This window comes from Stenotrophomonas sp. FSL W7-1447 (assembly GCF_037966425.1).
Taxonomy (GTDB): domain Bacteria; phylum Pseudomonadota; class Gammaproteobacteria; order Xanthomonadales; family Xanthomonadaceae; genus Stenotrophomonas; species Stenotrophomonas pavanii.
In genome coordinates, this window is the sequence record NZ_CP150199.1 from 3,716,193 (window position 1) to 3,741,924 (window position 25,732).

A 25,732-nucleotide genomic window follows, 5' to 3' on the forward strand; every position below is an offset into this window, starting at 1 on the left:
GGCCCCCCCCTGAACGACGAACCCCGGCCAGGCCGGGGTCCGTCTGCGATCTGTGCCAGCCTTACTTGGCGGCGATGACCTTGGCCATCTCCAGGCACTTGTTGGAGTAGCCCCACTCGTTGTCGTACCAGGTCACCAGCTTGACGAAGGTGCCGTCCAGGGCGATGCCGGCATCGGCGTCGAACACCGAGGTGCAGGTTTCACCGCGGAAATCGGTAGCCACGACCTTGTCTTCGGTGTAGCCCAGGATGCCCTTCAGCGGGCCTTCGCTCTGTGCCTTCACTTCGGCGCAGATCTCGGCGTAGGTGGCTTCCTTTTCCAGCTCGACGGTCAGGTCGACCACCGACACGTCCGAGGTCGGTACGCGGAAGCTCATGCCGGTCAGCTTCTTGTTCAGTTCCGGGATGACCACGCCGACGGCCTTGGCCGCACCGGTGGACGAGGGAATGATGTTCTCCAGGATGCCACGGCCGCCGCGCCAGTCCTTGTTGGACGGGCCGTCAACGGTCTTCTGGGTGGCAGTGGCCGCATGCACGGTGGTCATCAGGCCGCGCTTGATGCCCCACTTGTCGTTGATCACCTTGGCCAGCGGGGCCAGGCAGTTGGTGGTGCACGACGCATTGGAGATGATCGCCTGGCCGGCGTAGGTCTTGTCGTTCACGCCGAACACGAACATCGGCGTGTCGTCCTTCGACGGGGCGGACATGATGACCTTCTTGGCGCCGGCATCGATGTGCTTCTGCGCGGTTTCCTTGGTCAGGAACAGGCCGGTGGCTTCCAGCACCACGTCGGCGCCGACTTCATCCCACTTCAGGTTGGCCGGGTCGCGTTCCTGGGTCAGGCGGATCTTCTTGCCGTTGACCAGCAGGTCGTTGCCCTGCACCGCCACGTCGGCCTTGAAGCGGCCGTGCACGGAGTCGTACTTGAGCATGTACGCCAGGTAGTCCGGCTCCAGCAGATCGTTGATGGCCACGATTTCGATGTCGTCGCCGAAGTTCAGCACCGCCGAGCGCAGGACGTTACGCCCGATGCGACCGAAACCGTTGATACCAACCTTGATTGCCATTTCTCAAGCTCCTGCGGCCGCGACAGGTGCGGCGGGATGGATAGGGCCCACAAGTCTAGCAAACCGCCGCTGGCCACCGTGGGCCAGCCGGGACCGCCGGCCGGCCCACGGACAGGATTTGATCCGGATCAAAGCGTTAGCGCGGCGTGAGGCCGAGACTGTCGCCATCCACCCAGCAACGAGAACACCCCCATGCGCAAGACCTCCCCCCTGATCGTGGCCAGCCTGGCCGCCGCCCTGTCCCTCGCCGCCGCCCCGGCCATGGCCCAGTCCAAGGGCGACTGGACCGTTTCGGCCGGCGTGCACCAGGTGGCACCGAAGTCGAACAACGGCTGGCTGGCCGGCGGCACCCTGAAGGTCGACGTCGACAACGACGTCAAGCCGACCATCACCGGCGAGTACTTCATCGCTGACAACCTGGGCATCGAAGTGCTGGCCGCACTGCCGTTCAAGCACGACATCAACATCAACGGCCTGGGCCGCGTCGGCAGCACCAAGCAGCTGCCGCCGGTGGTGACCCTGCAGTACCACTTCAACAGCAAGGGCAAGGTGTCGCCGTTCATCGGTGCGGGCGTGAACTACACCACCTTCTTCAGCGAAGACACCACTGGCGCGCTGGCCGGCAGCAAGCTGAAGCTGCAGGATTCGTGGGGCCTGGCGGCACACGCCGGCGTGGACTTCGCGATCGGCGAGAAGGGTGCCCTGCGCGTGGACATGCGCTGGATCGACATCGACAGCAAGGTGAAGTTGAACGGCGAGAAGATCGGCACGGTCAACATCGATCCGCTGGTCTACGGCGCTTCGTACGTCTTCAAGTTCTAAGCGGAGTGTTGAACGCGGGGGCTTCGCCCCCGCTCCCCCGCTACACGCAAAACCCTCGCAGCATGTTGCCCCGGTGATTGCCGGGGCTTTTTTGTTCCTGGGACGGAAGCATTTCCGGTGCTGGGGCGAGGCGGGGAGCGCCGCCCCTTCCGCTGCGCTCCCACTTCGGAACAGGAACGCGCCGCTCTTCAATCCACCTACCCCGCTAGAATGGGCGCATGAAAGCCCTGCACTCCCTGTTCCTCGCCGCCGCCCTGGCGCCGGGCCTGCTGTCCGTCGCCGCCCCTGCCCACGCCTGGGGCGCGCAAGGCCACCGCCTGGTTGCCGAAGTCGCCGACGCCCGCCTCAACCCCGCCGCCCGCGCCGAAGTGGACCGCCTGCTGGCCACCGAACCGGACGCCACCCTGGCCAGCATCGCGCCCTGGGCCGACCAGCTGCGCGCCAAGGACCCGGGCCTGGGCCGTCGCTCGGCGGGCTGGCACTACGTCAACATCGCCGAAGACGACTGCCACTACGAAGCACCGAAACACTGCAAGAACGGCAACTGCATCGTCGAGGCCCTGAAGGCACAGAGCGCCATCCTCGGCGACCGCAGCCTGACCGACGGCGAGCGCCTGCAGGCACTGAAGTTCGTCGTGCACCTGGTCGGCGACATCCACCAGCCGATGCACGCCGGTTATGCCCACGACAAGGGCGGCAACGATTTCCAGCTGCAGTTCGGCAACCGCGGTACCAACCTGCACTCGCTGTGGGACAGTGGCATGCTCAACACCCGCAAGCTGGACGATGCCGGCTACCTGCCGCTGCTGCGGAGCCAGCGCGCGCCGAAGCTGGCGCGCCAGTCCAACCCGCAGCGCGACCCGCAGACGTGGGCCGAGGCCAGCTGCCGCATCTCCATGCAAGCTGGCGTTTATCCGGCCACGCGTAAAATCGGTGACGAATACACCGAGCGCTACCGGCCGCTGGCCGAAGCGCAGCTGCGACTGGCCGGTGAGAACCTGGCGCAGTTGCTGAACCGCGTGCTCGGCACGCGCTGAGGAGCATTCCGATGTCGGTCCAGGTGCAGTCGTTCTTCCACCGTGACAGCAACACCTTCAGCTATCTGGTCAGCGACCCGGCCAGTGGCGAGGCAGCGCTGATCGACCCGGTGCTGGACTACGACCCGGACACCGACGCCAGCAGTGAAGCGCCGCTGCATGCCGCGTTGCAGGCCATCGAACAGCACGGCCTGCAGCTGCGCTGGCTGCTGGAGACCCATGCCCATGCCGACCATGTGTCGGCCGGGCGCCGCCTGAAGCAACGTTTCCCGCAGGCCACGCTGGCCATCGGCGAAGGCATCCGCGCGGTGCAGGCCACCTTTGCGCCGCGCTACGGCCTGCAGCTTCCTGCGGCAGATGAGATCTTCGATCACCTGTTCAGCGATGGCGAAATCTTCGCTCTGGGCGAACAGCGCTGCCAGGTGATCGCCGTACCCGGCCATACCAGCGACAGCATCGCCTACCTGATCGGCGATGCGCTGTTCACCGGCGACTCGCTGTTCATGCCCGATGGCGGCACCGCCCGCTGCGATTTCCCCGGCGGCGACGCCGCGCAGCTGTACCGCTCGATCCAGCGCCTGCTCGCACTGCCCGACGCCACCCGCGTGTTCGTCTGCCACGACTACGGTCCGGGTGGCCGCGGGTTCGCCAATGAAACCACCATCGGCGAACAGCGCGCGCACAATATCCACGTGCACGAGGGCGTGGCCGAGGCGGAGTTCGTCAGCGTGCGCCAGGCCCGCGATGCCACGCTGGACGAGCCAGCGCTGATGCAGCCCGCAGTAAAGGCCAACATCCAGGGCGGGGCCTGATCGCCATCGCTGTGCCCGCCGGGCATGGCCCGGCGCTCCCCCGGTCATCGCGAGCGGTCACTTCCCCTGCGTGCGCACTACGTGGCGGCCCTTCACGATCTCGAAGGTGAAGGCGTACTGCAGGGTGACCGCCACCGGTTCGACGCGCTCGGCGCTGCGGCAGTCACCGCGATCGGCAGGCCCCCTGCCCGCCGCGAAGTGGCAGACCGCAGCGGGCGAGTACTTCCACATCGCCACGGCCTCCTGCGCGGCCTGCAGCAGGGGCGCATTGTCTGGTGTCTCACCCGCACTGCATTCGCTGCGGTCGGTCAAAGGGATGCTGCGCTCAACGCTGCCCTGCGCATCCACCACCACCTGCAGGCAGATGGTGGTCGGCGCCAGTGCCGCACGCGGGTCACGATCGCCGACCTCCGGGTCCGGTGCCGCGTACAGCTGCGGCATCCGGTAGCCTTCGGTCGCACCCAGCGAGTACACCTGCAGCTGCCCACTGCCGCCGCCCGCCTGCGGCTGCAGGCGTTGGTGGCCGACATTCTCACTGCGCGTATCGACGGTGGTCAGGCGGTCCTGGCTCGCACACCCCACCAGCAACGCTGCCGCCATGATCAGCGGCGCGGACTTCACTGGGTTTCCCCGGTATCGTCCATGGCATAGGTGATCGGAATGCGTACGGCAGCGGCTACCGGCTTGCCATTCTTCATCGCCGGCCGATAGGTCCAGCTGCGTGCCGCAGCGATCGACACCGCATCGAACACGCCCGGATTGGTGGCACTGAGCACGCGGACATCGCTGGGACGCCCCTGCGCATCCACCTCCACGCGCAGGTTCACCACGCCGACCTGGCGCTGCTCGAACGCGGATTTCGGATAGGACGGCGGTGGCATCCTGTCGATCTGGATCGGACGGTCCAGCCCCGCCTTGGCCGCATCCGCTTCCGCGTGCTCGAACGGCTCGACACCGATCCTTGGGCTTCCTACCGCACTGCCCTGGCTGGCCCACGCCACCGCTCCCATTCCCACGCACAACCCGACCACCAGCACCTGACCGGACACCCACGGCAATGCCTTCCGCTTGGACTGCTTCAACATGGCGATACGCTCCTTCAACACGGGTTGGCTGCGCCAATGGCAGACCGCGGGCGCAACCGGGTGAACCAGCTGCGCCTTCAGCAGCGTGCTGGCGTAGAGGCCGCGCAGCGCAGGCTGCGGGGCGATGGTGCGGGCATCACAGGCCAGCTCCTGGTCGCGCAGGAAGCGGCGTGCGGCCCATGGCAGCAGCGGGTGAAACCAGAACACCGCTCGCGCCAGCAGCAACGCGCCGTTGGCCCAGTGATCACCATTGCGACGGTGGCTGCGCTCGTGCTGCAGGATCAGTCCCTGCTCCTGTGCGCTGAACTGCTGATCGAAGTCCGGGCCCACCACGATGCGCGGCCGCCACAGGCCAACCAGCGCTGGCAGGCCTGGGTCACCACTGGCCTGCCAGCTGCCGTCGGTGCGCGACGTCAGTGGGCCCATCCGCCGTTGGAAACGACGCTGCGCGCGCAGGTCGCGCAGCAGGCAGAGGCCCATGCCCATTGCCCACAGCGCGAACAACAGCCCGGCCCATGGCAACGACGACGCGTTCAGGGCATCGATGGCACCGGGCATCACTTTCAGCGGCAGCGTGGGTACCTGCTGCAACAACGCAGCCCGCGGCAACGGCAGCAGCAGGGCCACCAGCAGCAGCGGCAGCAGCCACCAGCTGCGGTAGGCCAGCCCAGCGCCGCCCAATCGCACCAGCAATGGCCGCATCAGCGTCAGCACGGCTACGCCCGCTGCCAGCCAAAGGCTGGCCTGCCACAGTCCGTCGAGCAGCTCAGTCATGGTCCAGCTCCTGGATCAGCTTCTTCAGTTCGGCGATGTCCTGTGCGCTCAGCTGGCCGCGCTCGCTGAAGTGCGCCACCAGCGGCGCCACGCGCCCTTCGAAGACACGGCCGATGAAGTCCTGGCTCTGCGCCTCCACCCACGCCTGGCGCTGCAGCAGCGGCCGGTACAGGTAGCGCCGGCCATCGCGCTCGGCGGCGATCGCGCCCTTGGTCAGCAGGCGGTTGAGCAGGGTCTTGATGGTCGGCTCGGCCCAATCGCGGTGGGCCAGCGCGGCGACCACTTCGTCGGCACTACGCGGTGCCTGCTGCCACAGCACCTCCATCACAACGGCTTCGGCTTCGCTGATCGGGGTCATGGTTTACATCCGTAATCGATGATCCGATTACGCGCGTAATCGAATCACATGTCAAGCCCCTCGACTCCAGGTTCATCCCGGCTGCGCCAGCATCGATTCCTCCCGCCCAGGGCCCCCGATGAAAGCGCTGCCCAAGAAGGATTTCCCGGTCGAGCAGGCCCGCCGCTTCCTCGAACCCGGCCCGATCGTGCTGGTCAGTACCGCCTGGCGCGGCCAGCGCAACCTGATGACGATGGGCTGGCACATGGTGATGGGCTTCTCGCCTTCGCTGGTCGCCACCTACCTGTGGGACGCGAACCACAGCCATGCGCTGGCGCGTGGCAGCGGCGAGTGCGTGATCAACGTGCCCGGGGTGGAACTGCTCGATACCGTGGTGGATATCGGCAACTGCAGTGGCCGCGAGGTCGACAAGTTCGCCCGTTTCGAGCTCGATGCGCTGCCCGCGCGCGAGGTCGGCGCGCCGCTGGTTGGCCAATGCCATTCGTGCTTCGAATGCCGGTTGTACGACGACAGCCAGGTGGCGTCGAGCAATCTGTTTGTCTGGGAAATCGTGCGCGCCCATGTTGCGCCCCGGCCGAAACTGCCGCGCACGGTGCATTACCGCGGCGATGGGCAGTTCATGGTGTCCGGCGCGGAAGTCTCGCGTCGACGGCGGTTCAAGCCCGACATGCTGTAATGCCCGCACTCCCCCACACGCAGGACCGCCGCGCATGACCGAACACCTCACCGACCTGGACGCCGCCGTCGATTGGTTGTTCGCGCGCGTGGACGGGCCGCTGCGGATCGGGGCACCGCTGGCACTGGGCAAGCCGCATCGGCTGCTCAATGCCCTCTACGCACGCGTCGAACATGATCCTTCGCGGCCGCTGCAGCTGTATACCGCGCTGTCGCTGAATCCGCCGAAGGCGCGGGGCAACGGCCTGGAAGCGCGCTTCCTGGCGCCGTTCGCGCAGCGCCATTTCGGCGGTGATTTCCCGCGCCTGGCCTATGCCGATGCGATCGCGCGCGATGCGCTGCCAGCCCATGTGCAGGTGGAAGAGTTCTACATGCAGTCCGGTGCCCTGCTTGGCTCACGGCAGGCGCAGTCCAGCTATACCAGCCTGAACTACACCCATGCCGCAGACGCGGTCGCGCAGCGCGCACCGCAGGTGATCGTGCAGAAGGTGGCGATGCGCCCGAACGACCGCCGGCTTTCCCTGTCGTGCAACAACGACATCACCCAGGACACGCTGGATGCAATGACCGCCCGTGGCCTGCCGCGTCCGCTGCTGATCGCCGAGATCGATCCCCAGTTGCCCTACCTGGGCGGCTCGGCCACAGTCGATGTGTCGTTCTTCGATCTGGTGATCACCCCGCCGCCGCCGTATCCGGCGCTGTTCGGGCTGCCGCGGCAGCCCGTCGGCGATGCCGACTACGCCATCGGCCTGTACGCCAGCACGCTGGTGCGCGACGGCGGCACCCTGCAGATCGGCATCGGCACGCTGGCTGATGCACTCAGCCATGCACTGGTGCTGCGCCACACCGACAACGCGCGCTACCGCCGCGTGCTGCATGCGCTGGATCCGCAGCTGGCCAGCCACCCGCTGGTGCAGGAAATCGGCGGGCTGGATCCGTTCGAGGTGGGCCTGTACGGCTGCAGCGAGATGCTCAACGAAGGCTTCCGGCGGCTGGTGCAGACCGGGGTGATCAAGCGCAAGGTGCACGACGACCTGGCGCTGATGCAGCGCATCGAGAACGGCAGCACGTTGTCGATCGACCACGCCACCCTGGCCGCCGAGGGTGAGTACCTGCACGGCGCGTTCTACCTGGGCTCGCCGGAATTCTACGAGTGGCTGCGCACGCTGCCGGAAGACGAATGCCGCGCGATCGGCATGCGCCGCATCAGCGAGATCAACCAGCTGTACGGTGGCAACGAGACGCTGGAACGCCTGCAGCGCCGCCATGCGCGCTTCTTCAACTCCTGCATGATGGCCACCGCGCTGGGCGCGGCGGTGTCGGACGCGCTGGACGATGGACGCGTGGTATCCGGTGTGGGCGGCCAGTACAACTTCGTGGCGATGGCACATGCGCTGCCGGAAGCGCGCAGCGTGCTGATGTTCCGCGCCGCGCGCGATGACAAGGGCCAGCGCGCATCCAACGTGCGCTGGAACTACGGGCACACCACCATCCCGCGCCACCTGCGTGACATCTACCTCAACGAATACGGCATCGCCGACCTGCGCGGGCTGACCGACGAGGACTGCGTGCACGCAATGACCGCGATCACCGAGGCGCCGTTCCAGGATGAGCTGCTGCAGCAGGCGCAGGCCTCGCGCAAGCTGCTGGCGGCCGCGCAACCGGACCCGGCGCGCCAGCAGCGCAACACGCCGCAGGCGCTGGCAGCGGCGTTGGCCTCGTTCCGCGCCGATGGCAGCCTGCCCGACTATCCGCTGGGCAGCGATTTCAACGAGATCGAGCAGGTGCTGGTGAAGGCGCTGGCCTGGCTGAAGGCCAGTACGCAGACCCGCGCCGGCAAGCTGCGTACCGTCTGGGCAGCGCTGCGCCAACCGGCAGGCGACGGCGATGCGGTGTACCTGCAGCGCATGGGCCTGCAGGCGCCGAACGATTTCGCAGAGCGTCTGGACGCGCGACTGCTGCGCCTGGCACTGGCGCGCACTGCCTGAAAAAAGGGGACGGAGGGGATTAAGTCGTATGTGCACATGCGACTTAATCCCCTCCGTCCCCCTTTTTTCATCCACGCATGACGTGGAGCTACTGTCCGCTCCTCACTGAATCCTCCAGATACAGGCGGGCAATCGGTGGATGCGCTCGATGCTCGACCTGCCACAGATCGTATGCCGCCTGCATCGCGAGCCACATGCGAGCATTGCCCAGACCTGCAAGCTCAAGGCGGAATGCGAGTTCTGCGGAAATGCCGGCGTGCCCGTTGATGATCGTCGACAGCTGGCCGCGCGAATAGCCGAGATGCTGTGCCAGCGCACTGATCGACATACTGATCGCCGGCAGGACATCTTCGCGCAGCGATTCCCCGGGATGCGGCGGATCATGCAACGGCATCGAGCAGACTCCTAGTGGTAATCAAGGTAATCGACCAGTTCGACGTCGAGCCCACGAAAGCGGAACACCAATCGCCAACTCGCCGAGACACTTACCGCCCAGTAGCCGCTATAGCTCCCGCGCAGGGGGTGCAGGCGATTTCCGGGCAGCCCCATGTCCCCAGGCAGACGGGCCTGATCCAGCTGCAGAAGCAAACGCCGCAATCGAGCCACATGATCGGCACGGACTCCGGAAATGTCGCCCCGCTCATAGAGCGCCTTCAGGCCTTTATGCCTGAAGCTGACGATCATGCGACGACAGTGTAAGGCATCACCTTACACCCCGCAAATCCACCGTGGTTTTCTGCGCCGCGCGTCTTGTCCATGACTACTTCTGAGGGGTGCCTCGGCCGGCCCTCCTTTTCGCAGAGAACGCAGATCAGATGAAGAGGCCAACGCGACAGCAGCACCGCCGGGCGGAACGGGCCGAGCAGAGGAAAAGGGGACGGAGGGGATCAAGTCGTGTGTGCACATACGACTTGATCCCCTCCGTCCCCTTTTTTTGGTCTGGAGAACGGGAAAGGCCGGCGTGCGCCGGCCTTTCCTTCATTGCACCGCGAAGCGGCTTACAGCGACTTGGCCGCTTCCACCACGTGGGCGGTGGTGATGCCGAAGTGCTTGTACAGCTGGTCTGCCGGAGCCGAGGCACCGAAGGTGTCGATACCGATCACCGCACCGTCCAGGCCGACGAACTGGCGCCAGAAACCGGTGACGCCGGCTTCCACCGCCACGCGCTTGCGCACTGCATTCGGCAGCACCGCTTCACGGTAGGCCGCATCCTGGCGCAGGAACACATCGGTAGACGGCATCGAGACCACGCGGGTCTTGATACCGGCCGCATCCAGCTGGGCCTTGGCTTCGGAGGCCAGCGAGACTTCCGAACCGGTGGCGATCAGGATCACGTCCGGGGTACCGGCGGCATCAGCCAGCACGTAGCCGCCGCGCTCGATCTGCTTGATCTGCTCGGCGCTGCGCGGCTGGTGCGGCAGGTTCTGGCGGCTGAACACCAGGCAGCTCGGGCCGTCCTGGCGGGTGATCGCGGCCTTCCAGCTCACCGCCGACTCGACCGCATCGCACGGACGCCACACGTCGTTGTTCGGGATGTAGCGCAGCGAAGCCAGGTGCTCCACCGGCTGGTGGGTCGGGCCGTCTTCGCCCAGGCCGATCGAGTCGTGGGTGTAGACGTGGATGGCGTGGGCCGGGATCAGCGCGCTCATGCGCACGCCGTTGCGGGCGTAGTCGCTGAACACCAGGAAGGTAGCGTCGAACGGAATGAAACCGCCGTGCAGGGCCAGGCCGTTGGCGATGGCGGTCATGCCGAACTCGCGCACGCCGTAATACACGTAGTTGGCGTTGGCGTCGTCGCTGGCAACCGATTTGCTGCCCTTCCACAGGGTCAGGTTGGAGTGCGCCAGGTCGGCCGAGCCGCCGACGATTTCCGGCAGCAGCGGGGCGAAGGCTTCGATGGCCAGCTGCGAGGCCTTGCGCGAAGCGATCGTCGGGCCTTCAGCGGCCACCTGGGCGATGTAGGCATCGGCCTTGGCAACGAAGTCGGCCGGCAGTTCGCCGTGCGAGCGACGGGTCAGCTCGGCCGCTTCCGCCGGATACTGGCTGGCGTACTTGTCGAACAGCTGCTCCCACTCGGCCTGGCGCAGGGTGCCGGCGCCGTTGCCACGCCAGCCGTCGTAGATCGCCTGCGGGATCTCGAACGGGCCGTATTCCCAGCCCAGCTGCTTGCGGGTGGCTTCCAGCTCGTCCTTGCCCAGCGGTGCACCGTGACTGGATTCCTTGCCCGCCTTGTTCGGCGAACCAAACCCGATGGTGGTGCGGCAGCAGATCAGGGTCGGCTTGTCGCTCTGCGACAGCGCGGCCTCGATGCCGGCCTTGATGCTCTCCGGGTCGTGGCCATCGACGTCGCGGACCACGTTCCAGCCATAGGCCTCGAAACGCTCCGGGGTATTGTCGGTGAACCAGCCCTCGACGTTGCCGTCGATGGAGATGTGGTTGTTGTCCCAGAAGCAGACCAGCTTGTGCAGGCCCCAGGTACCGGCCAGCGACGCGGCTTCGTGCGACACGCCTTCCATCAGGCAGCCATCGCCCATGAACACCCAGGTGCGGTGGTCGACCACTTCCAGCTCCGGGCGGTTGAAGCGCTGAGCCAGCAGCTTCTCGGCCAGGGCGAAGCCCACGGCATTGGCGAAACCCTGGCCCAGCGGACCGGTGGTGGTTTCCACGCCCGGGGTCTCATGACGCTCCGGGTGGCCGGCGGTGTGGCTGCCCAGCTGGCGGAACAGCTTCAGCTGCTCGATCGGCAGGTCATAACCGCTCAGGTGCAGCAGCGCGTACTGCAGCATCGAACCGTGGCCGTTGGACAGCACGAAACGGTCGCGGTTGAACCAGTGCGGGTTGCTCGGGTTGTGGCGGAGGTAGTCGTTCCAGAGGACTTCGGCGATGTCGGCCATGCCCATGGGCATGCCGGGGTGGCCGGACTTTGCGGTTTCAACCGCATCGGCGGCAAGGAAGCGGATGGCGTTAGCCAACTGGCGACGGGTAGGCTGCGTCATGGTTCTGTCGGAATCGGGAGGCGGCCGCGGACGTGCGGGCGGCCTATTGTCCCATAGTCACCGGGCGGGGGGGCAGTTCACCTTGCCCGGTCGTGCCGGCCGCTGGCCGGCAGTTGCGCAGAATTCGATGAAGATCATGAAGTTGCCGGCCAGCGGCCGGCACTACCCGCCCCCGGAGTCCGGGGGCTGCGCCAAAGGCGCGGGGGTGTGGAGGCCGATAAGGGGGCCCACGATTCGCATCGCGAAACGTGGGAGCGGCAGCGCGCATGCGATGACGCGTACCCGGCCAGCGGCCGGCACTACCCGCCCCCGGAGTCCGGGGGCGGGGCGTTGGACTCAGTCCTGGTGCGGCGCCAGGGCCGGGCCATCGTGGGACTCGCCCTTGGCCACCAGCGTGGTCAGGGCCAGGTCGCCGGTCACGTTCAGCGCGGTACGGCACATGTCCAGGAAGTGATTCACGCCCAGGATCAGGCCGATGCCCAGCGGGTTCACGCCGACCATCGCGCAGATCATCGCCACCACCGGCAGCGAACCCGACGGAACGCCGGCGGTGCCGATGCCGCCGAGGATGCAGACCGCCATCACCATGAACTGCTGGCCGATGCTCAGGTCCACGCCGAAGAACTGGGCCAGGAAGATCACCGTCACGCCCTCGAACAGTGCGGTGCCGTTCTGGTTGGCGGTGGCGCCCACGGTCAGCACGAAGCGCGATACGCGCTGCGGCAGGCCCATCTGGTCGGCCACGCGAAGTGCGGTGGGCAGGGTGGCATTGCTGGAGGCGGTGGAGAACGCCATCACCGTCGCTTCCTGGGTATCGCGGAAGAACGACAGCGGCGAGCGGCCCGACAGCCACACCGCAGTACCGTAGGTCACGATCATGTGCAGGCCCAGCGCCAGCACCACCACGCCCACATACGCACCCAGGCGGATGATCAGCTCAAAGCCGAACAGCGCGGCCAGGTTGAACATGAAGCAGGCCACGGCGTACGGGGCCAGGCGGATGACCAGGTTGATCAGGGTCATCGAAATCTCGAACACGCCTTCGATGGCGCGGCGCAGTGGTGCGACCTTCTCATCATCGGTCAGAACCATGCCGATGCCGAACATCAGCGCGAAGAACATCAGCGACAGGATCGCGCCGTTGTCCGAAGCGGCCTGCAGCACGTTGCTCGGCACGATCGACAGCAGCATGTCCATGCCCTTCGGCGTGCCATGGATGCCGGCGACGATTTCCTTGCTGCGCTCGGCGTTCTCCGACAGCATCAGTGCTGCGGTCTGCGGATCCACGCCCGCGCCCGGCTTGAGCACGTTGACCAGCACCAGGCCGATGCCGACCGCGATGCCCGACAGCAGCACGGTGTAGGCCAGGGTTTTCCAGCCGATGCGGCCAAGGGCGCGGATGTCGCCCATCTCCGACACGCCCATGATCAGCGCCGAGAAGATCAGCGGCACGATCAGCATGAAGATCAGGTTGAGGAACAGGCCCGACGCCGGGGTGGTGACGTAGTCCATGACCCACTTGGCACCGGCCTGCAGACCCCCGACGCTGCCGCCCAGGGCATGCACGGTCAGTCCCAGGACCAGGCCGATCGCAAAGCCGATGCCCATCTTCCAATGCAGGGGCAACTTCTTCTTGTCGGCAGCAGCTGCTGTCATACGCGGGTTTCCTCGAAAAATGAATGCACTCTAACAAAGCGCGCAAGCGGCGCCGGTTCAGGTTCGCCGCGGCGGATACAGCGGCGCCAGGCCAGTGTCGGCGGCACCCGCCGCCGCCGACCAGTGCGGTCCGTCACGGAAGGCGCCGCGCAGGCGGGCCCGCAGCGCACCCGGATCGCCCTGCCCGCCCCAGCGCGCCTGCTGCAGATCCTGCAGCACCTGGCGTTGCACCGGGTCATCCAGCCGCGCGATGACCTGTTCAATGCGCTCGACCCCGGCCATTGCACACAGCCGTGCTTCCACCTCGTGGAAATCTTCGCCATCCAGCGCGCGGCGCAGTTCGGCCACGCCGGCACGTCCGGTCGCCACGGCCGGCGCAGCGGGCGTACCGGCTGCCGGTGCTGCGGAACGCGGGCGGCGACCTCGCTGCCAGCCCCACAACAGGGTCAGCAGCCACAGCAGCGCCAGGCCGATGGCCGCCGCCATCCATGGCCACGGGCGCTCGGTCAGGCCACTGGCACGTGGATCGGTTGCCGCGATACGCGCGTCCTGTCCATCGCTACCGGGCAGCGCGGCATCGGTGTCGATCGGCGGCAGCGGTGCAGGTGAAGCGCTGCCACCGCCATTGCCGGCCGCAACGGCCAGCGTCAGGTCCGGCAACGTCGCTTCCTGTGCCTTCCCCGCGCGCACATCCCACCACGGCAGGCGCGGCCCCGGTACTACCAGCGATCCCGGCTGGCGCGGCACGATCGAATAGCGGCGGGTGATCTTCAGCCGCGGCGTACTGCCGTTGAAGGTCTCTTCGTACTGCGCGGGTTCGGCGAACACCTGCGCGGCGTTGCCGACATCGGGCACCGGCAGGTCGGTGAACTGTGCACGGGTCGCGCCTTCGGCCACCGCCTCGACGACCACGTTGGCCGCTTCGCCGGTGCGGGCCTGGGTCGGCGCACTGGTGTAGCGCAGCTGCAGGCTCTGCAGCGGCAGCCACGGCTGCGGCGCCTGTGCCGGCTGGGCCTGCACCTGCAGGGTGCGGTCGGCGCCGGTAGCATTCATGCGCCCGTCGCCGCCGCCGAAGAAGTCATCGAAGAAGCCACCGGCGCTGCGCCCACTGAAGCGCGCACCGGCCAGCCGCAAGGCGCCACTGCGCTCGGGGATCAGCAGGAAACGCCGTTCGACCACGTTGTAGCGGCGGCCATTGACCTGGCGCACATCGGTGCGGTCATCGCCCACGCGCTGCAATGACGCGCCCGCCGGGGTGTCCAGCACCAGCTCGCCGGAGGCCAGCTGCGAGGCGAAATACAGCCGTACCACGACACCCACGCTCTGCTGCACGTACGGCGTCGGGTCGTCGACCACGGTTTCGATGAAGGCCATCGCATTGCTGTCCGGACCGGCCACGGCAGCCGCATCCACCTGCAGGGTCAACGGCGCAGTCTGCGTGCTCCCCACCTGCAGGCCCGGCACCACCAGCGCACCGCTGCGCCGTGGCGTCAGTGCCACGCCATACAGGTTGCGCTGCTGCATGCTGCCATTGCTCCACTCCACCTGGCGGCTGCTGGTCTGCCCGCTCAGGTCGAAGTCGGTGCGCAACGGAGTGAAGTCAGGCGTCCCCTGGTCGCTCTCGACATTGAGGGTGACCGTGTCACCCATCGCGATGCGGTCGCGGTCGAGCCAGGCACGCGGCTGCGCCCACGCCAGCAGCGGCAGCCACAGCAGCAGCACCGCCAACAGCGAACTCGGCCAGCGCCGGTGCATGTTCGTCGACCGCGTCATCGCCCTTCCCTCTTCCTGCGTTCGTTTTCCAGCTGGAACTTGGCCCGCAGCAGGGCGCCCGGGTCATCCGGCACGCGCCGCATCCACGCTTCCACCGCCTGTTGCTCCTCGCGCTGGCGTGGCGTGCGGCCCTCACTGCCCGGTACCGGTTTGCCGTCCTTGCCGACCTCACCCTCGCGTGCCTGCTGCATCGCCTGCTGCATGCGCTGGCGCTGCTGTTCATCGGCCTGCGCCTGTGCCCTGGCATCTTCCACCTGCGGCGGTGCCTGCTGGCCCTCGCGGCTCCGCTGGCCGGGCTGCGGGCTCGACTGCGCCTTGTCAGATTCCTGCCCGGGCTGGCCCTGCTGCCCTGGCTGTGGCTGGCCCTGCCCCGGGTCCTTCTGCCCCTGCTGCGGCTGCTGTCCCTGCGGATTCTGCTTGCCCTGGGAACGGTCCTGTTGTTTCTGCGGCGGCGTCTGCTGATCCTGGCCCTGGCCGCCACCGGATTGCCGGCGCTTGCGTGCAGCATCGACCACGGCGCGGTTGGCCACCGCATCGGCCATGCCCGGATGCAGCGCCAGTGCGCGGTCGTAGGCGGCGATCGCTTCGTCGTAGTTGCCTTCGCGTGCCAGCGTGTTGGCCAGGTTGTACCAACCGGCATCGCTGTCGATGCCTTCGAACTGTTTGCGTGCCGTGGCGAAGTCGCCTTTGCGGTAGGCCTGAACCCCCTCGGCCAGGCGTTGATGCTGCAGCTGGTCGCTGCGCTTCCACAGCGTGCCCTGCGCCGGCTGCGAGACAGGCGTCGCAGGGGCCCGCGCCTGCGCGCCGTTCATCCATGGCAGCAGACCGACCGCGAGCACCGCGGCCAGCACCGCGCGACGACGGAAGGCCAGCAATGCCAGCAGCATCACCGGCGGCAGCAGCCAGAAGCCCTCGTCGCGCCACTGCTTGCCTTCGCCTGGCCGCTGCGCCGCCGTGCCGTCGCGCGCGTCAAGCACGCCGAGCGCGCGCAGGTCGCTGTCATCGGCGGCGATGCGTGCATAGCGGCCACCACCGGCAGTGGCCACTGCGCGCAGGCTGCCCTCGTCCAAGGCGGCCTGGCGAATCTGCCCGCTGCCATCGCGGTAGGCCGCACCAGCCGGCGTGCCCAGGCCCAGCACCGACACCTGCAACCCCAGGCTGCGCGCCTGCGCTGCGGCCAGTGCCGCTTCACTATCGGCCTGATCGCTGACCAGCAGGATCTGCCCCTGCAAGGCACCGATCTGCCGCATCAAGCGTGTTGCCCAGTCGATGCCGCGGTCGGCACGCTGGCCGTCGCGTGGCATCACGTCCGGCGACAACGCATCCAGATACAGCGCAACATTGCTGCCGTCGTCGGTCAGCGGTGCGACGGTATAAGCGTCATCGGCATAGACCACCAGGCCCACCTGCCCGCCCTGGCGCGCGCGCAGCAGCTCGCCCAGTTTCGCCCGCACCTGCAGCAGGCGCGACGGTGGCAGATCGGTTGCGCTGATCCGGCTGGACAAGTCCAGCACCACCAGCAGCGGCGCACTGGCCTGGAACATCGGCTGCGCCTGCTGCCGCCAGCTCGGCCCGGCCATCGCCAGCGATGCCAGTGTCCAGCCCAGCAGCAGCGCCCAGGGCAGGCGCACTCGACGCTTGGCACCCGCGGCCAGCAGATGTGGCAGCAGGTGTGCGTCCACGGCCTGCCGCCACGCATCACTGCGCCGTTGCCGGTACAGCGCCAGCGCAAGGATCAGCGGCAGCGCCAGCAGCGCCCACAGCCACTCGGGCCGCAGGAAGTGCAGCGCGTTCCAATCGGGGAGATTCGAAGCAAACGCGATCATCGGCGACGCTCCGGCCACAGCCAGGCCAGTGCGCCCAGCAGCAACGCCAGCCCCAACGGCCAGGCATAGCGTTCTTCGCGCGGGCGCAGGCTCGGCCCCTTCGCGGCGACCGGCTCCAGGCGATCAAGCTCGGCGTAGATCCCGGCCAGCTGTGCGGTATCACGCGCGCGGAAGAACTGGCCGCCGGTCATGCTGGCGATCTTCTTCAGGGTGGCCTCGTCGACCGGATCCCGGTCGGTGGAAATGGGAATGCCGAACAGACGCATGCTGCCATCGCCGCCAAACGCGACCGTGTGGATGCGCACGCCCTCGGCGCGCGCGACTTCCGCCGCGCGCAGCGGCTCCAGCACACCGGCATTGCTGACACCATCGGTCAACAGGATCAGCACGCGCTGCCCCTCCGGCTGGCTGCGCAGGCGCTTGACCGCAAGGCCGATGGCATCGCCGATGGCGGTCTCGCGCCCGGCCAGGCCGACCACGCTGTCGCGCAGCTGGTCACGCACGCTGGCCAGGTCGGCAGTAAGCGGCGTGAGCGTGTAGGCGCGATCACCGAAGATCAGCAGGCCGACGCGGTCACCCGCGCGACGATCAAGGAAGTCGGCAAGCACCGCTTTGGCTGCGGTAAGGCGATCGACCGCCTGGCCGCCCAGCACCATGTCGCCCTCGCCCATGCTGCCGGACACGTCCATCGCCAGCATCATCTGTCGCCCCTGCTGCGGGGGCGTGATGGCTTCGCCGAGCTGTTGCGGTCGTGCCAGCGCGATGCACAGAGCGCACCACCACAGCCACAGCAGCAGCGTGCGCAACCACGACGCGTCGACGCGGCCACCCGCCGACAGCGCTTCCAGCTCGGCGGCGGCATAGGGCACGCGCAGTGCGGCGCCCGGCGCTGCACGGCGCTTCCACCCGCGCATCAGCAGCGGCAACGGCAGCGCCAACAGCGCCAGCGGCCACGCCAGCTGCAGGTCCGGCCATGGCCAGTAGCTCACCCACAGGTTCATCGGCGGCGCTCCAGCAGCATCGCCAGATAGCGCTCGCGCGCCCAGCTGCGTACGGCCGCCACGTCGTTGCTGTCGACCCGCGGACGATAAGCGCCTTCAGCCAACAGGCTGCGGCGGTCTTCAGGCAACGTGCGCTGCGGATCCAGGCGTTGCCACCAGGCGTCATCGCGCAGCGATTCGCTGCCTGGCCGAGCATGGCGGGCGGCACGGCGCAGCAGTCCTGCGATCGCCGCCAGTTCGGCGGTGGCATCCGGGGCGGTGGCCAGTTCCTGGTCGAACAGCTGCAGCCAGCGCTGGCGACGGCGGCGACGCCGCCACACCAGCACGGCGATCACCAGCAGCACCAGCACGACCGCCGCGCCGATCATCAGGTAACCGGGGGCGGGCGGCCACCAGGAAGGCGCCGGTGGCAGCTGCACATCACGCAGCGGCAGGCTGGCACTCATGCCGGCACCTCGGTCGGTGACGGCGCAAGCCAAGCGTCGCTGGGCGCATCGGTGGACAGCACCTGCACGTCGACCCGGCGCGCGCCGAGCTGGCGGCGCAGTTCCTGCAGCGGCTCAACGAAATGCGCCTGCCAATGCGCCTGCACTTCACTGCGACGCAGGTCGAGGCCGATGCGCTGCTGTGCGGTCTGGAACTGCAGCGCCGCCGAGGGTGGTTGCAGTTCCAACGGATCGACCAGCAGCACCAGGCTGAGATCGTGATGCTGGGCCAGCGCGCTCCAGCGCGCCGGCGCAATGCGGATGGCCTGCTGCGGGTCGGCCAGCACCAGCATGCGGGCCCCCGGGCGCAGCACGCGGGCGGCATGGTCCAGCGCGCGCTCCAGGCCCAGATCGTCCGACGGCGGCTGTGCATACCAGCGGCTGAGCGCATCGAGCACGCGCAGCACGCCGCGTGGCCCGCCTGCGGGGGCGATCGGCGCTTCGCGATCGCTGCCGCGCAGCGCACCCACTCGGTCGCCACGGCGCTGCGCCGACCACGCCGCGACGGCACCGGCGCGGGCGGCCTGCACCGACTTGAAACGCACGCGGGTACCGAAGTACAGCGCAGGCGAGGTGTCGGCCACGATCAGGCTGACCCGCTCGCGCTCGGCCTGGAACAGCTTGGTGTGGGCGCGGCCAGTACGCGCGGTCACCCGCCAGTCGATGTGACGCGCGTCGTCACCGGCCACGTACTCGCGCGACTCGGCGTATTCCATGCCACGTCCGCGCAGCGGCGATGGCGCCTGGTAGGCGTTGCCGGTGCGGCCGCGGCGCGGCGGTGGCGGGCGCTGGGCCAGGCGCCGCAGTGCGACCAGCTCGGCCAGCTGCGGGCGCAGGCCGTCACCTTCGACGGACGACGGCACCTGTTCCGGGGATCGATCGGTCATGCGCAGGCTCAGGGTGCCGGCACCCGGGCCAGCAGCTCCTGCACCAGGCGCTCGCCGTCCCAGCCTTCGGCGGTGGCTTCATAGCTGGGCAGCACGCGATGGCGCAGCACGTCGGCCGCGACCGCACGCACATCATCGGGGGTGACGAAGTCGCGACCGGCCAGCCAGGCACGTGCACGGGCACAGCGCTCCAGCGCGATGGAACCGCGCGGGCTTGCGCCCCAGGCGATGCGGCGGCCCAGGCCGGCGTCGTAGCGCGACGGATCGCGCGAGGCCAGCACCAGTTCGACTAGGTAACGCTCCAGCGCCGGCGCCATGTGCAGGTCCAGCACTTCACGGCGGGCATCGAATACGTCCTGCATCGGCATCTTGTCCGGCGCCGGCGCGGCCTCGCCCAATGCGCCACGCGCACGCTCTCGGGCCAGCCGCAGGATTTCCGATTCGGCCGCCTGGTCCGGGTAGCCGATGCGCACGTGCATCAGGAAGCGATCCAGCTGCGCCTCCGGCAACGGGAAGGTGCCTTCCTGCTCGATCGGGTTCTGCGTGGCCATCACCAGGAACAGGGGCGGCAGCGCATAGGTGTGGCGACCGACGGTGACCTGGCGCTCGCCCATGGCTTCCAGCAGCGCCGACTGCACCTTGGCTGGCGCGCGGTTGATTTCATCGGCCAGCAGGACCGGGTGGAAGATCGGGCCGGGCACGAACTCGAAACGGCCTTCCTGCGGGCGCCAGATCTCGGTGCCGGTGAGGTCGGCCGGCAGCAGGTCGGGCGTGAACTGCACGCGGGCGAAATCCGCGTCCAGGCGCGAGGCCAGCGCACGGATCGCCGTGGTCTTGGCCAGGCCGGGCGCGCCCTCCACCAGCAGGTGGCCGTCGGCCAGCAGCGCAATCAGCAGGCGTTCCACCAAAGCCGCCTGGCCGACGATCTCGGCCGACAGCGCATCGCGCAACCGGGTGAATGCCGCATGCAGGCGGGAGATGGACGGCGCGGGCGGCGGCAGGACGGTTTCGGGCATCGGCGGTGGCAGGTTCATGGGGGCCTTTGACCGGCGCAGGACGGCACGGGTTCCCGACATCATCGCAGGGTGCCTTGCGATTGGCATCAAGAACGGCTGAACGGCCCATCCACGCATGGCGTGGATCTACTTGTGGAAACGAAGAAGGGCCGCGCATGGCGGCCCTTCTTCGTTTCGCGGGAGGCGCGGGCTCAGTTCTGCTTGGCCACGCGCAGCACCTTCGGGGTGACGAACACCAGCAGTTCGGCCTTGTCCTTGTTGCGGCCGCGCTTCTTGAACAGGTTGCCCAGGAACGGCACGTCGCCCAGGAACGGCACCTTGCTGATGCTGTTGCGATCGGTGAACTCGTAGACGCCACCGATCACCACGGTCTGCCCATCCTCGACCAGTACCGCGGTGTTGACTTCGCGGCGGTTGATCGACGGCACGGTGCCGTAGCCTTCCAGCTGGATCAGCTGGTCGACTTCGTCCTTCTTCACCTGCATGTTGAGGAACACGCGGTTGTCATTGGTGATGGTCGGGGTGACCTTCAGCTCCAGCACCACTTCCTTGAACTGCACGTTCGGGGTTGCGACGCCGCCAGCGCCACCACCGCTGATGGTGACGTAGCCGATTTCCTTGCCCTGCTTGATCATCGCTTCGCGCTGGTTGGTGGTGACCACGCGCGGGTTGGAGATCACCTCGCCTCGCGACTCCTGCTGCATGGCCGACAGCTCCACGTCCAGCAGGTAACCGGCATTGAGGATCGACAGCGCCAGCGAGCCCGGGTTGCTGGCGGCCGCCACCGGCAGGTTCCAGTTCAGGCCACGGGTGATGGTCGAGCCGACCGGGACAGGAGCCGGGCCCACGCGGCCACCGGCAATCCAGTCGCGCTCGGCCTTGGCGTTGTCCTGCGCGGACTTGACCTGCGATTCCCGGGTCAAGCGGTTGGCTTCGAGATTGCCGCTGAAATAGACATTGTCCCGGCTGCCGCTGACACCGAACTTGGCGCCCAGCTCGCGGGCGAAGGTGTCGGTCGCGATGACGATGCGGCTTTCGATCAGCACCTGGTCAACCGGGCGGTCGATCACGTTGATCAGCTCGCGCATGCGCGCGATCTTCTTCGGGATGTCGCTGATCATCAGCGTGTTGGTGCGCTCGTCGGCCACGATGCGACCACGCGAGGACAGGAAGCCACTGTCTTCCTGCGACGTGCTGCCCGCACCACCGCCACTGCCACCTCCGCCGTTGCCACCGATGCCCTTGGCCTCGGTCAGCGCTTTGAAGATCTGCGTGGCGCTGTGGTAGTTGATCTGGATGTAGTCGGTCTGCAGGTCTTCGCGGTTCTCGATGGCGATGCGCGCGTCTTCCTTTTCCTGCTCGAACTTGGCCAGTTCGGCCTGCGGCGCCACCCAGATCACGCTGCCGTCGCGACGCTTGTCCAGGCCCTTGGCGCGCAGGACAATGTCCAGCGCCTGGTCCCACGGCACATTGACCAGGCGCAGGGTCACGTTGCCCTGCACCGAGTCGGATGCCACCACGTTCAGGTTAGACTCCTCGGCGATCAACTGCAGCACGGTGCGCACCGGCACGTCCTGGAAGTTGAAGGTCACCGGCTTGCCGGTGAAGCCGCGCTGGCCGACGGCCTTGGCCGCCTGGGTGACGCTGCCGGCGGTGACCGCACCCACGGCGGCCTGGGCCTGGCGCGGGCTGATCTCGACCACGTATTCGTTGCCGCTCTGGTAGGCCAGCGACTCCACCGCGCCACCGGTGCTCAGCACCAGCTGGGTGCCGGCGCCCGACGGCTTGGCGTCGATGCGCTGCACCGGCGTGGCGAAGTCGGTGACGTTCATCGGCTTCTGCAGGTTGGCCGGCAGCCGGGCATTGCCGACGTCGACCACCACGCTGTTGCCCTGCGTGCGCAGGTCAGGGACCGCGCCCTGCCCGTCGAACTGCACGATCAGGCGCCCGGCGCCATCATCGCCACGCTTGAAATCGATCTTGGCCACCGACAGGCCGGCCGGCGCAGCGGCCGGTGCCACGGTGGTGCCGGCCGGCTTTTCCGCCGGTGCGGCGGCCAGCGCCGGAGCGCAGGCCAGCATCAGCGCGACTCCCAGCGCGCTGACACGGTTCAAGGTAGAGCGCCGGATGGGACGCAGCCCCTTGGCTTGGTGAAAGGTCATCGTGCTATCCCCAGTAAACGATCATTGATCTTCGAGCGAGAGCGTTGCCGGCCGTTCCAGCCAGCCACCCGCGCCATCCGGCACCAGTTCGATCAGCTCCACGCGGTCTTCGAAGACCGCCGTGACCCGCCCGTCGCTCTGCCCCAGGTAACCGCCCGGGCGAACCCGGTAGGTGACCTTGTCCGGCCCCATCACCAGCGCCACGGTACCTGCGCCGGTACCGATGGTACCGACCATGTCCAGCGCATCCAGCGGGAAGCCTTCCAGCGGCTCCTTGCGTCGGTTCGGGTCCGGCCGCAATCCGCCATTCCCCTGCTGCGGATTGGTCCAGGCATCGGTGAACGGATCGCGCATGCCCTGCGCGGAGTATTCGAAGGTCTCGAACTGCTGCATCACCGGCAGCGGCTCCAGCGGTTGCGCCGGTCGCGCACGCTCGCCTTCCACCCACTTTTCAAGGTTCGGTGCGTCGCCGGGCGTGCTGGTCACGCCACGGCCACAACCGGCCAGCAGCAGCACGGCCAGCACCATCGCACCACGTACGGTCTGCGCGCGCATCACTTCTTGCCCTCCTTGCCAGCGTCGGCCGCCTGCTGCGCCTGCACTTCGGTTTCGTCCAGGTAGCGATAGGTCTTGACCGTACCGGACAGTTCCAGTGCACCGCTGCGGACGTTGCCGCCGGTCTTTTCCTTGGGCTTGAGGTTGATGTCGTGCATGGTCAGGATCACCACCCGCGGCAGCGAGGCCACGCCGCTGACGAACGCGCCGAACTGGTGGTAACTGCCCACCATGCGCAGCTTGATCGGCTTCTCGGCGTAGAACTCCTTGATCTGCTCCTGTTCCGGCTCGAACAGCTCGTTGGTCAGGCCGCTGGACAGCGCGGTCTGCGAGATGTCGATGATCAGGTCGGGCATTTCGGTCTTGCTCGGCAGCTGCCGCAGCATCTGCTGCAGGACCTGCTCCATCTGCGCCAGCTGCTGCTTCAGCGGCCCCAGGTTCACCGCGCGCTCCTGCTGCTTGGTGAATTCGGCGCGCAGCTCGACTTCCTTCGATTCCAGGCCGGCCAGCTCCTCACGCTTGCCGCTGATCAGCAGCATCCACGCCACGAACATGATGACCAGCGCCAGCAACGAGCAGAAGACGATCTTGGCCTTCTGCGGCCAGTTGCCGATGTCGTTGAAATCCAGGTTCTTGATGTCGATCTTCTGGCTCATGCGCGATCCCCCTGCAGCAGCGCATTGAAGGCCTGCGGCGGCTGCGCCAGGCGGCTGCCCTCAGGCTTCGGGGCAGGTGCCGGGGCCGGAGCGGCCGGCGGGTTCGGCTTGGCCGGAGCGGCCGACGGTGCGGCAGCCGGTGCAGCGGGCGCAGCAGGTGCTGCCGGCTGTCCCGCCGCCGGTGCCGCAGGCGTTGCGGCATCCGGGCCTGCAGCCAGCGGTGCCACCGGTGCCGGGGCCGCCGTCGCCACCGAGCCATCGGCGTTCAGGCCCGGCGTCGCCGACACCTCTTCGCTCTGAGCCGGCAGTTTCACCTTGACCACGAACACGTAGGGCAGCGCCTTGATGTCGGCCAGCGGGCCGGCCTTGCCGTCCTTGTCCTTCTCCGGGTCACGCGCTTCGATGATCGACAGCTCCGGATTGGTCATCCAGCCGGAGGTCTCCAGGTTGCGCATGTAGGCCGAAACGCGGGCGTTGGACTGGGTGCGGCCTTCCAGCGTCAGCACGTCACCTTCCTGCTTCAGCGCGGTCAGCACCACGCCATCGGGAATGGTGCGCACCAGCGCGTCGAACAGGTGGACCATCTGCGAGCGCTTGGCCTGCAGCTCCTCGATCACCTTCTTGCGCGCCAGCAGGCGTTCCTTCTGCGCGTCGAGGCGGTCGATCTCCTTGTTCTGTTCCTTGACCTTCTCGATCTCGGCTTCCAGATAGGCATTGCGGTCCATCTGGCCGCTCACCTGACGGTCGTAGTAGAACCAGATCATCAGCGACAGCAGCAGCCCACCGACGGCGGCCATGCCCAGCATTGCGTAGAACTCGCGCTGGCGTTGCTTGCGCCGCTCGGCGCGCCAGGGCAATAGATTGATGCGTGCCATCAGTCGAAGCTCCTCAGCGCCAGACCGGTCGCGATCATCAGCGCGGGGGCATCCTGGGCCAACGCATGGGCGTTCACCTTCGGCCCCAGGGTCATCTGCGCCAGCGGGTTGGCGACCACGGTCGGCACGCCCAGCTGTTCCTCGACCATCTCCGGCAGGCCACCGAGCACGGCGCAGCCGCCGGCCAGCACGATGTGATCGACGCGGTTGAATTCGCTGCCTGCATAGAAGAACTGCAGCAGGCGGCTGATCTGCTGGACCGTGGCTTCCTTGAACGGCTCCAGCACTTCCATCTCGTAGCTTTCCGGCAGGCCGCCCTGGCGCTTGGCCAGCCCGGCTTCCTCGTAGCTCAGCCCGTAGCGGCGCATGATCTCGTCGGTCAGCTGCTTGCCACCGAACACCTGCTCGCGGCTGTAGAGGCTACGGCCGCCGCGCAGGACATTGAGGGTGGTCATGGTGGCGCCGATGTCGATCAGCGCGACCACGCCGTCGATGGACACCGGCAGTTCGCTGGCGACCAGGGCGTAGGCGTTCTCGACCGCGAAGGCCTCCACGTCCATCACCTTGGCCTGCAGTCCGCCCAGTTCCAGCGCGGACTGGCGCAGCTCGACATTCTCCGAACGCGAGGCCGCCAGCAGCACTTGGACCATCTCCGGGTTGTTCGGGATCGACCCGATCACCTCGAAGTCCAGGTTCACTTCCTCGATCGGATAGGGAATGTAGTTGACCGCTTCCAGCTCGATCTGGGCTTCCATGTCGTTTTCGTCGAGGTCGGCCGGCATCGGGATCACCTTGGTGATCACCGCCGACCCCGCGACGGCGGCAGCGGCCAGCTTGGCCTTGCTGCCTGAACGGTTCATCGCCCGGCGGATGGCCTCACCCACGGCCTCCACCTCGACGATGTTCTTCTCCACCACCGCATTCGGCGGAAGAGGTTCCACAGCGTAATGTTCCACGCGGAAACGATTGCCGCTGCGGGACAGCTGCAAAAGCTTTACCGCAGTCGAACTGATGTCGACGCCTACGAGCGGCGACTGACTTTTTGGGATGAGCCCCACGGTTTCTCCCCTGCCGACGGGCACTTGGACGCAAGACCTGCGCCCAAGCATTAATAACGTATTCTTAGCAAATGGCAACGGCCCTGCTGTGAATTCCTTCACGGATTCACCATGCAGCCCCTGACTGTTCCCCTTGCGCTCCCCGGTGCCGACCCCAGCCGCCACCTTG

At 67.6% G+C, this 25,732-nt stretch carries 24 protein-coding genes; 5 read left to right on the top strand and 19 right to left on the bottom strand.

The annotated features are described in order from the left end of the window. Positions 1-61: 61 nt before the first annotated feature. The gene (gap, locus tag NSQ78_RS17305) at positions 62-1,066 is read right to left on the bottom strand and encodes a type I glyceraldehyde-3-phosphate dehydrogenase (RefSeq protein WP_049465610.1); all 1,005 of its coding nucleotides are present in this window, start codon (positions 1,064-1,066) and stop codon (positions 62-64) included. Between the two features lie 192 nt (positions 1,067-1,258). Here gap and NSQ78_RS17310 point away from each other — a divergent pair, with 192 nt between their 5' ends. From NSQ78_RS17310 to NSQ78_RS17320, 3 genes are all read left to right on the top strand, one after another. Next, complete coding sequence (locus NSQ78_RS17310; protein ID WP_049465611.1) at positions 1,259-1,888, top strand: OmpW family outer membrane protein; 630 nt, start codon at positions 1,259-1,261, stop codon at positions 1,886-1,888. Between the two features lie 218 nt (positions 1,889-2,106). Beyond that, complete coding sequence (locus tag NSQ78_RS17315) at positions 2,107-2,925, top strand: S1/P1 nuclease (protein ID WP_064239095.1); 819 nt, start codon at positions 2,107-2,109, stop codon at positions 2,923-2,925. A gap of 11 nt (positions 2,926-2,936) precedes the next feature. Next, entirely contained in the window at positions 2,937-3,737 is an 801-nt protein-coding gene (locus NSQ78_RS17320; protein WP_064239096.1) for an MBL fold metallo-hydrolase, read from the top strand. A gap of 57 nt (positions 3,738-3,794) precedes the next feature. Here NSQ78_RS17320 and NSQ78_RS17325 read toward each other — a convergent pair whose 3' ends face one another. The 3 genes from NSQ78_RS17325 to NSQ78_RS17335 are packed head-to-tail and all read right to left on the bottom strand — an operon-like array spanning position 3,795 to position 5,954. Then, positions 3,795-4,358, bottom strand: coding sequence for a hypothetical protein (locus NSQ78_RS17325; protein ID WP_064239097.1), 564 nt, complete (start codon positions 4,356-4,358; stop codon positions 3,795-3,797). Further along, positions 4,355-5,596: a TonB family protein gene (locus NSQ78_RS17330; RefSeq protein ID WP_064239098.1), complete on the bottom strand. Its 1,242-nt coding sequence runs from the start codon at positions 5,594-5,596 to the stop codon at positions 4,355-4,357. The genes NSQ78_RS17325 and NSQ78_RS17330 overlap by 4 nt, the downstream gene beginning before the upstream one ends. Further along, entirely contained in the window at positions 5,589-5,954 is a 366-nt protein-coding gene (locus tag NSQ78_RS17335; RefSeq protein WP_012481135.1) for a BlaI/MecI/CopY family transcriptional regulator, read from the bottom strand. Before NSQ78_RS17335 ends, NSQ78_RS17330 begins: the two co-directional genes overlap by 8 nt. Positions 5,955-6,072: 118 nt before the next feature. On the opposite strand from NSQ78_RS17335, the gene NSQ78_RS17340 reads away from it, so the two are divergent. Next, complete coding sequence (locus NSQ78_RS17340) at positions 6,073-6,630, top strand: flavin reductase family protein (protein WP_053461268.1); 558 nt, start codon at positions 6,073-6,075, stop codon at positions 6,628-6,630. 34 nt (positions 6,631-6,664) lie between these two features. Then, entirely contained in the window at positions 6,665-8,617 is a 1,953-nt protein-coding gene (locus tag NSQ78_RS17345; RefSeq protein WP_262089156.1) for an acetyl-CoA hydrolase/transferase C-terminal domain-containing protein, read from the top strand. A gap of 88 nt (positions 8,618-8,705) precedes the next feature. On the opposite strand, the gene NSQ78_RS17350 is transcribed toward NSQ78_RS17345, so the two are convergent. The 15 genes from NSQ78_RS17350 to NSQ78_RS17420 form a co-directional block, all read right to left on the bottom strand. Next, entirely contained in the window at positions 8,706-9,011 is a 306-nt protein-coding gene (locus NSQ78_RS17350) for a HigA family addiction module antitoxin (RefSeq protein WP_057493358.1), read from the bottom strand. 11 nt (positions 9,012-9,022) lie between these two features. Further along, positions 9,023-9,301 carry a type II toxin-antitoxin system RelE/ParE family toxin gene (locus NSQ78_RS17355; RefSeq protein WP_032962148.1) on the bottom strand — a complete coding sequence of 93 codons (279 nt, stop codon included), beginning with the start codon at positions 9,299-9,301 and terminating at the stop codon, positions 9,023-9,025. Positions 9,302-9,615: 314 nt separating this feature from the next. Next, positions 9,616-11,613, bottom strand: coding sequence for a transketolase (gene tkt / locus NSQ78_RS17360; RefSeq protein WP_064239100.1), 1,998 nt, complete (start codon positions 11,611-11,613; stop codon positions 9,616-9,618). A gap of 336 nt (positions 11,614-11,949) precedes the next feature. After that, entirely contained in the window at positions 11,950-13,269 is a 1,320-nt protein-coding gene (locus NSQ78_RS17365) for a dicarboxylate/amino acid:cation symporter (RefSeq protein WP_064239101.1), read from the bottom strand. 57 nt (positions 13,270-13,326) lie between these two features. Beyond that, complete coding sequence (locus NSQ78_RS17370) at positions 13,327-15,042, bottom strand: BatD family protein (protein ID WP_064239102.1); 1,716 nt, start codon at positions 15,040-15,042, stop codon at positions 13,327-13,329. Next, positions 15,039-16,868 (bottom strand): VWA domain-containing protein, encoded by a 1,830-nt coding sequence (locus NSQ78_RS17375; RefSeq protein WP_064239103.1) that lies wholly within the window; start codon positions 16,866-16,868, stop codon positions 15,039-15,041. Before NSQ78_RS17375 ends, NSQ78_RS17370 begins: the two co-directional genes overlap by 4 nt. After that, positions 16,865-17,869, bottom strand: a complete 1,005-nt coding sequence (locus tag NSQ78_RS17380; RefSeq protein WP_064239104.1) for a VWA domain-containing protein — start codon at positions 17,867-17,869, stop codon at positions 16,865-16,867. Before NSQ78_RS17380 ends, NSQ78_RS17375 begins: the two co-directional genes overlap by 4 nt. Next, positions 17,866-18,315 (bottom strand): DUF4381 family protein, encoded by a 450-nt coding sequence (locus NSQ78_RS17385; RefSeq protein ID WP_053506009.1) that lies wholly within the window; start codon positions 18,313-18,315, stop codon positions 17,866-17,868. The genes NSQ78_RS17380 and NSQ78_RS17385 overlap by 4 nt, the downstream gene beginning before the upstream one ends. Continuing rightward, on the bottom strand, positions 18,312-19,241 hold the full coding sequence (locus NSQ78_RS17390) for a DUF58 domain-containing protein (protein WP_339206966.1): 930 nt from the start codon (positions 19,239-19,241) through the stop codon (positions 18,312-18,314). The genes NSQ78_RS17385 and NSQ78_RS17390 overlap by 4 nt, the downstream gene beginning before the upstream one ends. 8 nt (positions 19,242-19,249) lie before the next feature. Next, positions 19,250-20,275, bottom strand: a complete 1,026-nt coding sequence (locus NSQ78_RS17395) for a MoxR family ATPase (protein WP_308306430.1) — start codon at positions 20,273-20,275, stop codon at positions 19,250-19,252. A 173-nt stretch (positions 20,276-20,448) separates the two neighbouring features. Continuing rightward, on the bottom strand, positions 20,449-22,419 hold the full coding sequence (locus tag NSQ78_RS17400) for a type IV pilus secretin PilQ family protein (RefSeq protein WP_064239107.1): 1,971 nt from the start codon (positions 22,417-22,419) through the stop codon (positions 20,449-20,451). Positions 22,420-22,440: 21 nt separating this feature from the next. Beyond that, entirely contained in the window at positions 22,441-22,974 is a 534-nt protein-coding gene (locus NSQ78_RS17405; protein WP_005418914.1) for a pilus assembly protein PilP, read from the bottom strand. Further along, complete coding sequence (gene pilO, locus NSQ78_RS17410) at positions 22,974-23,630, bottom strand: type 4a pilus biogenesis protein PilO (protein ID WP_057493352.1); 657 nt, start codon at positions 23,628-23,630, stop codon at positions 22,974-22,976. Before pilO ends, NSQ78_RS17405 begins: the two co-directional genes overlap by 1 nt. After that, positions 23,627-24,505 (bottom strand): PilN domain-containing protein, encoded by an 879-nt coding sequence (locus NSQ78_RS17415; protein ID WP_053506172.1) that lies wholly within the window; start codon positions 24,503-24,505, stop codon positions 23,627-23,629. Before NSQ78_RS17415 ends, pilO begins: the two co-directional genes overlap by 4 nt. Continuing rightward, positions 24,505-25,563 (bottom strand): pilus assembly protein PilM, encoded by a 1,059-nt coding sequence (locus NSQ78_RS17420; RefSeq protein WP_339206970.1) that lies wholly within the window; start codon positions 25,561-25,563, stop codon positions 24,505-24,507. The genes NSQ78_RS17415 and NSQ78_RS17420 overlap by 1 nt, the downstream gene beginning before the upstream one ends. Between the last annotated feature and the right edge of the window lie 169 nt (positions 25,564-25,732).